7 protein-coding genes are annotated in these 7,663 nt (G+C 35.5%); all 7 read right to left on the bottom strand.

Going from position 1 to position 7,663, the window contains the following annotated elements; genetic code table 11:
• Positions 1-176 precede the first annotated feature (176 nt).
• On the bottom strand, positions 177-437 hold the full coding sequence (locus tag EZV73_RS25560) for a stage V sporulation protein S (protein WP_240843299.1): 261 nt from the start codon (positions 435-437) through the stop codon (positions 177-179).
• 129 nt (positions 438-566) lie between these two features.
• A complete protein-coding gene (rny, locus tag EZV73_RS25555; RefSeq protein ID WP_240843298.1) occupies positions 567-2,120 on the bottom strand; it encodes a ribonuclease Y in 1,554 nt (517 codons plus the stop codon).
• 251 nt (positions 2,121-2,371) lie between these two features.
• On the bottom strand, positions 2,372-3,382 hold the full coding sequence (gene recA / locus EZV73_RS25550) for a recombinase RecA (RefSeq protein ID WP_240843297.1): 1,011 nt from the start codon (positions 3,380-3,382) through the stop codon (positions 2,372-2,374).
• 102 nt (positions 3,383-3,484) lie between these two features.
• Complete coding sequence (locus EZV73_RS25545; protein WP_240843296.1) at positions 3,485-4,723, bottom strand: competence/damage-inducible protein A; 1,239 nt, start codon at positions 4,721-4,723, stop codon at positions 3,485-3,487.
• Between the two features lie 35 nt (positions 4,724-4,758).
• Complete coding sequence (gene pgsA / locus EZV73_RS25540; protein WP_240843295.1) at positions 4,759-5,298, bottom strand: CDP-diacylglycerol--glycerol-3-phosphate 3-phosphatidyltransferase; 540 nt, start codon at positions 5,296-5,298, stop codon at positions 4,759-4,761.
• Positions 5,282-6,625 (bottom strand): 30S ribosomal protein S12 methylthiotransferase RimO, encoded by a 1,344-nt coding sequence (gene rimO / locus EZV73_RS25535; protein WP_240843294.1) that lies wholly within the window; start codon positions 6,623-6,625, stop codon positions 5,282-5,284. Before rimO ends, pgsA begins: the two co-directional genes overlap by 17 nt.
• Entirely contained in the window at positions 6,626-7,657 is a 1,032-nt protein-coding gene (gene mnmH, locus EZV73_RS25530; RefSeq protein WP_240843293.1) for a tRNA 2-selenouridine(34) synthase MnmH, read from the bottom strand.
• Between the last annotated feature and the right edge of the window lie 6 nt (positions 7,658-7,663).

Raw genomic sequence — 7,663 nt, 5'->3', positions numbered from 1 at the left:
GTTATAGAAGTTATGTGCACTTTCGAAACAGAATACTCATCACACAAGGAATGCTAAAACTAAAAGCGGTTTAAGACTATTAGCCCTAAACCGCAATTACATTTAAATTTGTGAATTACTCTCCACCAACACTATTTGACAAAGAGCCAATAAAAAAAGAGTCTACTAGAAGTAGACTACAGTTGTTTGACAATTAATTTGATAGCGGTTCTTTCTTCGCCGCCAATTGTTATATCCGTAAATGCTGGTATAATAGCAATTTCTATACCTGAAGGTGACAAGAATCCTCTTGCAATAGCGACTGCCTTGATCGATTGATTGATAGCACCTGCACCGACTGCTTGTATTTCAGCAACTTGTTTCTCCCTGATGACACCTGCCAATGCGCCTGCAACAGAATTAGGGCTTGACTTAGATGATACTTTTAAAACGTCCATTATAATGCCTCCTTACTATAAAGTATAGTGTTTCAATTATTTAGTATATTATCACTATTAATTTGTTACCCACATACTTTATGTGTAAACAAATAAAAAGCCAAAAATGGCTTTTTATCTATAAATGCATTATTTTGCATAGTTTACATGTCTTGTTTCACGGATCATATGAATTTTAATATGACCAGGATATTCAAGTTCTTCTTCTACTTGTTTCTTAATATCTCTTGCTAATAATACCATATCATCATCAGTAATTTTATCTGGCATAACCATGATTCTGATTTCTCTACCAGCTTGAATAGCGTATGAATAATCAACGCCTGCTTTATCATTTGCAATCTTCTCTAATGATTCTAATCTGTTAACATAGTTTTCTAATGTCTCACGACGAGCACCCGGTCTAGCTGCTGAAATAGCATCTGCTGCAGTAACAAGTACAGCTTCAATTGTTTCAGGCTCATAATCACCATGGTGTGTACTCATAGCATGGATAACATGCTTAGATTCTTTGTATTTCTTAAGTAGGTTCATACCGATTTCGATGTGTGTACCTTCGATTTCGTGGTCAACTGCCTTACCGATATCATGTAATAAACCAGCTCTCTTAGCAAGTCTTGCATCTGCACCAATTTCTGCAGCCATAATGCCAGCTAAGTAAGCAACTTCTTGTGAATGCTTTAAAACATTCTGGCCATAAGATGTTCTGAACTTCAGACGACCAATTAGTTTAACAAGCTCTGGATGTAGGTTATGGATACCAACATCAAATGTTGCGTTTTCACCCTCTTGTTTGATTTGAGCATCAATTTCCTTTTGAGCCTTGTTAACCATTTCTTCAATTCTTGCAGGATGTATTCTACCATCTACAATTAACTTCTCTAAAGCAACTCTTGCAACTTCACGTCTGATTGGATCAAACGATGAAAGAATAACCGCTTCAGGTGTGTCATCAATGATTAAATCTACACCAGTTAATGTTTCTAATGCACGAATGTTTCTACCTTCTCTACCAATGATTCGACCTTTCATCTCATCGTTAGGTAAGTTTACAACTGATACAGTTGTTTCAGCAACATGGTCTGCTGCACATTTTTGAATCGCGAATGATAGGATGTTTTTAGCATTTTTCTCTGCTTCTTCCTTAGCACGTGATTCAATGTCTTTCATCATCACGATAGAATCATGACGAATGTCTTTTTCAACTTCATTAAGTAGTTGAGTCTTTGCTTCATCTCTTGTTAAACCTGAAATTCTTTCAAGTTCAGTCATTTGAATCTGATGTAGTCTCTCAACTTCCTCTTTTTTCTCATTTGTTTCTTTGATTTTTCTTTGAATTTGATCTTCTTTTTTATCAATAGAGTTAAGTTTCTTTTCTAGATTCTCTTCTCTTTGAATTTGTCTTCTCTCAGCTCTTGAAATTTCATTACGACGTTCTTTAATTTCTTTATCTAAATCAACTCTAGCCTTATGAACTTCATCTTTTGCCTCGATGATCATTTCTTTTTTAGCAGCTTCTGCTCTAAGTCTTGCTGTTTTCACAATCTCTTGAGCCTTATCCTCAGCGCTGCCAATTTGTTTTTCTGCAACTTTTTTCCTTATAACGTAGCCAACTCCGGTTCCGATAACAATACCAGCAACAGGAAGGCCGAACATCAATATTTGATTATCGATTGCATCCACCTCCAAATCTATATTAAATTGTGGGACAAATCCCTATATCTATTCGCCTTAAATGGCTGTAAAATTTAAATAATAAATTATTGTGTAAATTCACATAAAAAGATATATACCAATTCTTTTATATTTTATCTCTTTTAATGTCCAATGTCAAGATAGTTTGAAATAATAGAAAAGTCTCAAAGCGAGTAATTTCAATACTTAAGACTAAAAGGACCTAAAAAAAAGAATCGAGCTAGGCTCGACTCTTACAATTACTCATTTTCAGACGTTTCGCCTGATATATTATAAAATGTTCGTATTTTTTCTTCAAGTTCTTCTAGTAGTATAGGATTGTCATTTAAGAACTTCTTCACATTCTCACGACCCTGTCCAAGTCTTTGCTCATTATAGCTAAACCAAGAACCAGCCTTTTTAACGATTTCAGCGTTTACAGCGGAATCTAAAACACTACCTTCTCTAGAGATACCAACACCATACATGATGTCAAACTCAGCTTGTTTAAATGGTGGTGCAACTTTGTTTTTAACAACTTTCACTTTTACACGGTTACCAACAATTTCACTGTCTTGCTTAATTGATTCAATTCTTCTAATATCTAAACGAACAGAAGCATAGAATTTAAGTGCATTACCACCTGTTGTTGTTTCAGGATTACCGAACATAACACCAATTTTCATTCTTAACTGGTTGATAAATACAACACATGTATTCGATTTTCTGATGATACCTGTCAGTTTTCTTAGGGCCTGTGACATCAGTCTCGCTTGAAGACCCATATGACTGTCACCCATTTCACCAGTAATCTCAGCTTTAGGTACAAGTGCAGCAACCGAGTCAATAACAATTAAGTCAATAGCACTTGATCTTACAAGAGCGTCAACGATTTCAAGAGCTTGCTCACCAGTATCTGGTTGAGAAACGATTAAGTTATCTACATCAACACCAATGGCCTTAGCATATACTGGATCTAATGCATGCTCGGCATCTATAAATGCAGCCACACCACCAGCTTTTTGAGCTTCAGCAATCGCATGAAGTGTTAAAGTTGTCTTACCTGAAGATTCAGGTCCATATATTTCTACAACTCTACCACGTGGTAAACCACCTGTACCAAGAGCAATGTCAAGTTCCATTGAACCCGTTGAAATAGTCTCTACATGAAGTTTGTTGTCTTCATCACCTAGTCTCATGATAGAACCTTTACCAAATTGTTTTTCTATTTGTCCTAATACATTATTTATTGCTTTCGATTTATCATTCATTTAATGTCTCCTTTTCGCGAACGTTTGTTCTAATTAAGTATAAAACATATTACAAACATCGTCAAGTATTTTATTTAATACTATTTTACATAATTTTACAATTTAATACAAGCTTTTAATGTGATTTAAAATCATAGACATGCTAGATAAAAGTGATCTTTTGCGTATGACAAAACGGTCACCTGTAAATTGATACTTCTTAACAGTTACTTGATCCTTTACTTTAATACCGATATAAACCAAACCGACAGGTTTTTCTTCAGAACCACCTGAAGGTCCTGCAATACCTGTTACGGCCAAACAAACATCCGAACCTGTTTGAGCGTACACCCCTTCAACCATTTCTCTACATGTTTCAGGGCTAACAGCGCCATAAGTCTCTAAAGTGGTCTTTGAAACACCGATCATGTCCTCTTTTGCCTGATTGCTGTAGGTGATATAAGATCTATCAAAGAAATTTGAGGCACCAGGGAAATTAACAAACTCCGAGGCAATCATACCACCCGTACAAGATTCTGCAAGAGAAAGTGATAAATCATGCGACATAAGGGCCTCTATGGTATAGTCTACAATTGATTTTTCTCCATAACCAATAATATAGTCACCTAAACGGTCTTTTATTCTTTGGACAGTTGGCTCTAGTAGTTCTTTAGCCTGTTCTTCATTTTCTGCAGAAGCAGTGACTCTTAGACTGACTTGGCCAATATTTGCATAAATCGCAATGGTTGGATTGGTTTGTTCAGAGATGATATCATCAATCTTATTTTCAGCAGTCGATTCACCAATACCGAACAAGTTGATATATTCAGATACAATAGCCATTTGGCTTTTGTCTTTTAAAAATGCTTTTAAACTCTTTTCAAACATATGACGCATTTCACGAGGCGGTCCAGGTAGTGCAGCCACATATTTACCATCATTTTCACTAATAAATCCAGGCGCTGTGCCTTTTTCGTTATACATAACAATGGCATTTTCAGGTAGATAAGACTGTATGACATTGTTTTCAGTCATTTTGACATTAAAGCTTTTAAATCTTTCAAGCATCATGTCATGGGCTTTCTGGTCAAGAACCAGTTTTTTATCCATGACAGAGGCGATGGTTTCTTTAGTCAGATCATCTTGGGTAGGACCTAGTCCTCCAGTTGTAATGACCATATCTGAAACAGAGAGTAAAAACTCAAGTGTTTGTTTTAAACGTTCAGGGTTATCACCTATGGTCAAGTGGTATCTGACACCATGACCTAGTTGGTTAATTGCCTTTGACAGTTCTGTAGCATTGGTATTTAAAGTTTTTCCCATAAGAAGTTCTGTACCAACTGCTAATATAGAAATATTCATAAAACCTCCAAAAAAACTCGGCCTAGACCGAGTGATTAGTTTTCTTTTAAAACTTCTTTATTCTTAAGGATATAATCCAAGCCAGATAAAATTGTTAATATGGCACAAAGATATAAGAAGAATTGATCGACTGGGATATTTAAGCTGTTAAATGGGAAGTTGCCAAAACACAATAAAATGATAGCAATCATTTGAGTTGTAGTTTTGTATTTTCCAAGCTTACCAGCTGCTATGACAATACCTTCAGATGCTGCAATAGCCCTAAAGATAGAAACAATGAATTCTCTAGCTAGAATAACAATTACAATCCATGATGGAACAATCTGTAGTTCTACCAAACAGATAAAAGCTGACATCACCAAGAGCTTATCAGCTAATGGATCCATAAATTTACCGAATTTAGTCACTAAGTTTCTGCTTCTTGCGATATAACCATCAAGGAAATCTGTAATAGAAGCAAGTATAAAAATGCCTCCTGCGATTGCCATGTTTGTAGGATCTCCCTTTAAGAGAAAAAATACAAAGAATGGAATCATAATTACACGTAATAATGTTAGTCTATTTGCTAGATTCATTTGCAAGCCCTCCAATTAAATCATACTCCATGAAATCATTAATTTCAACAGATACAATTTCACCAATTTCAATACTTTCTTTGGTGTTGATATATACTTGACCATCAATTTCTGGCGCATCAAATCGTGCACGGCCCATATATACATCTTCATCTTGAATCTTCTCTTCTACAAGTACTTCTATGACTTTACCCATATAGTTACCATTGTTGTTTAAAGAGATGCCTTGTTGAAGCTCTAATATACCAGCTTGTCTTTCAAGCTTAATGTCCTCATCAACTTGATCTTTCATTCTACCAGCAGGTGTACCATCTTGTTTTGAATAAGAGAAGACACCTAGGCGACCGAACTTCATTTCCTCTATGAAATTGTAAAGATCCTTGTACTCTTCATCCGTTTCACCTGGGAAGCCTACAATTAGAGTTGTACGAATCATCATGTCTGGAATGGCTTTTCTGAATTCCTCCATAACGCTTCTAATCTGTTCTTGTGATGTTCTTCTATTCATACGCTTTAAAACGCTGTTAGAAGCGTGTTGGATAGGCATATCGATGTAGTTGATCAGCTTATCTTCTTTTGCAAAAGTTTGAATAAGCTCAGTGTCGATTTCATCTGGATATGCATACATAACACGAACCCACTGTAAGTTTTCGATTTTACAAATCTCACTTAAGAGTTCAGCCAATCTGTTTTTACCGTATAGGTCCTTACCATATCTAATGGTATCTTGTGCGATAACAATCAATTCTTTAGCACCTGAAGCTACCAGCTTTTTAGCCTCTTCTACAATGTCTTCAAAGTGACGTGATCTGTATTTACCCCTTAATTGTGGAATGATACAGTAAGTACAATTGTTGTCACAGCCCTCTGATATTTTTAAGTAAGCTGTATACGAAGGTGTTGTTTTTACACGAGGTAGGTTTTCAGGTATTAAAATATCAATATCACCAATATTTACAATTGGATCATGACCTGATTCATATTCCTCTATGGCTTTAACGATTAATGGGAACTTTGTTGTTCCAATAAAGATATCTACCTCAGGCAGTTCACTCTTAAGTTCATCTGCATATCTTTCTACTAAGCAACCTGCAACAATAAAGATTTCACATTTTGCTTCTTCTTTTAAAGTCATAAAATCTGTGATTGTCATAATCGATTCCTCTTTAGCAGATTCGATAAAACCACATGTATTGATAATGATAATCTCAGCCTCTTCTGGATATTCTGCAATTCCATAGCTGTCCTTGCTTAGGAGACCTAACATCATCTCTGAGTCGATTTGATTTTTAGGACATCCTAAAGTTTCTATATATACTTTGCGCATTTAAATTCCTTTCTTATAAATATCAAGTATACTTTGTGTTGCTTCATTTATGTTTTTATACTCAATGACATGATCGTAATCATATTTATTTATAGAGTATTGATACATTGGGTCATAATAATCAACCAAGAGGTAATCAACAATCGGTGCCAATTGATTTTTAGATACATAATCAATCAACTCATCAGCCTTTTGGTTGCTGATTCTTTTTCTAAGTTTGTTAATAGCTGTTACCAGGTCCCCATGGTCTCTGTTCTCACCATAATCGTCTATAAGATTTTGTACCCTGTTTTCTACAGAAGTATTGATGAGTATATGTTTGCCTTTTTCAAGTTGTTGCATACAGATTTCTGGAATCAAAACGGTTCCCACACGTCTAGATTCACTTTCTATAAAAATATAGTCAGACTTAGCCGTCATAATGGCATGGAAAACAAGTTCTTCAAAGTACTTTTGAGAAGGTGGTTCTTTTGAAAATAGTATATTACCAAATACTGAGCCTGCATTTTGTGCAAGTGCTTCATAGTTGATGATATCTAAGCCTTCTTGTTTAAGAGCTTCTAGGATACGTGTTTTACCAACACCAGTGTGGCCATGAAGGGTCACAAATGATTTTTTATCAAATAAGTGCTCCAAGTGATCTAATACGTATTGTCTGTGGCCTTTCATGCCACCTTTAAGTCGATAGATTTCTACATCCAGTGCGTTCATTAAGTCACATATAGATTGACTTCTCATACCACCTCTTTGGCAGTAAATGATGACACGGTCATAAGCTTCAGATAATTCTATGAGTCTATGACCAATTTTTTCAATTCGCGTTGAAATATAAGTCATGCCAAGCTTCTTGGCTGCAGTTGTTGATTCTTGTTTATATGTTGTGCCTATATGGCTTCGTTCTTCATTTGTAAAAAGCGGGATATTGATAGCGCCGAAAATGTGATTTTCTTCATATTCCTTTGGCGACCGAACATCGACAATTACTTGATGTACATCTTCATATATTGCTTTATTGGATACAAGTCCAGTCATTTTTAC

Source organism: Acidaminobacter sp. JC074 (assembly GCF_022496765.1).
Taxonomy (GTDB): Bacteria; Bacillota; Clostridia; order Peptostreptococcales; family Acidaminobacteraceae; genus JABXKX01.
The sequence above is the reverse complement of the archived record's forward strand: the minus strand, read 5'-3'. Positions and strand labels throughout refer to the sequence as shown.

Coding starts and splice junctions, on each gene's coding strand:
- EZV73_RS25560 (WP_240843299.1), bottom strand. CDS start 437: ATGGACGTTTTAAAAGTATCATCTAAGTCAAGCCCTAATTCTGTTGCA.
- recA (WP_240843297.1), bottom strand. CDS start 3,382: ATGAATGATAAATCGAAAGCAATAAATAATGTATTAGGACAAATAGAA.
- EZV73_RS25545 (WP_240843296.1), bottom strand. CDS start 4,723: ATGAATATTTCTATATTAGCAGTTGGTACAGAACTTCTTATGGGAAAA.
- pgsA (WP_240843295.1), bottom strand. CDS start 5,298: ATGAATCTAGCAAATAGACTAACATTATTACGTGTAATTATGATTCCA.
- rimO (WP_240843294.1), bottom strand. CDS start 6,625: ATGCGCAAAGTATATATAGAAACTTTAGGATGTCCTAAAAATCAAATC.
- mnmH (WP_240843293.1), bottom strand. CDS start 7,657: ATGACTGGACTTGTATCCAATAAAGCAATATATGAAGATGTACATCAA.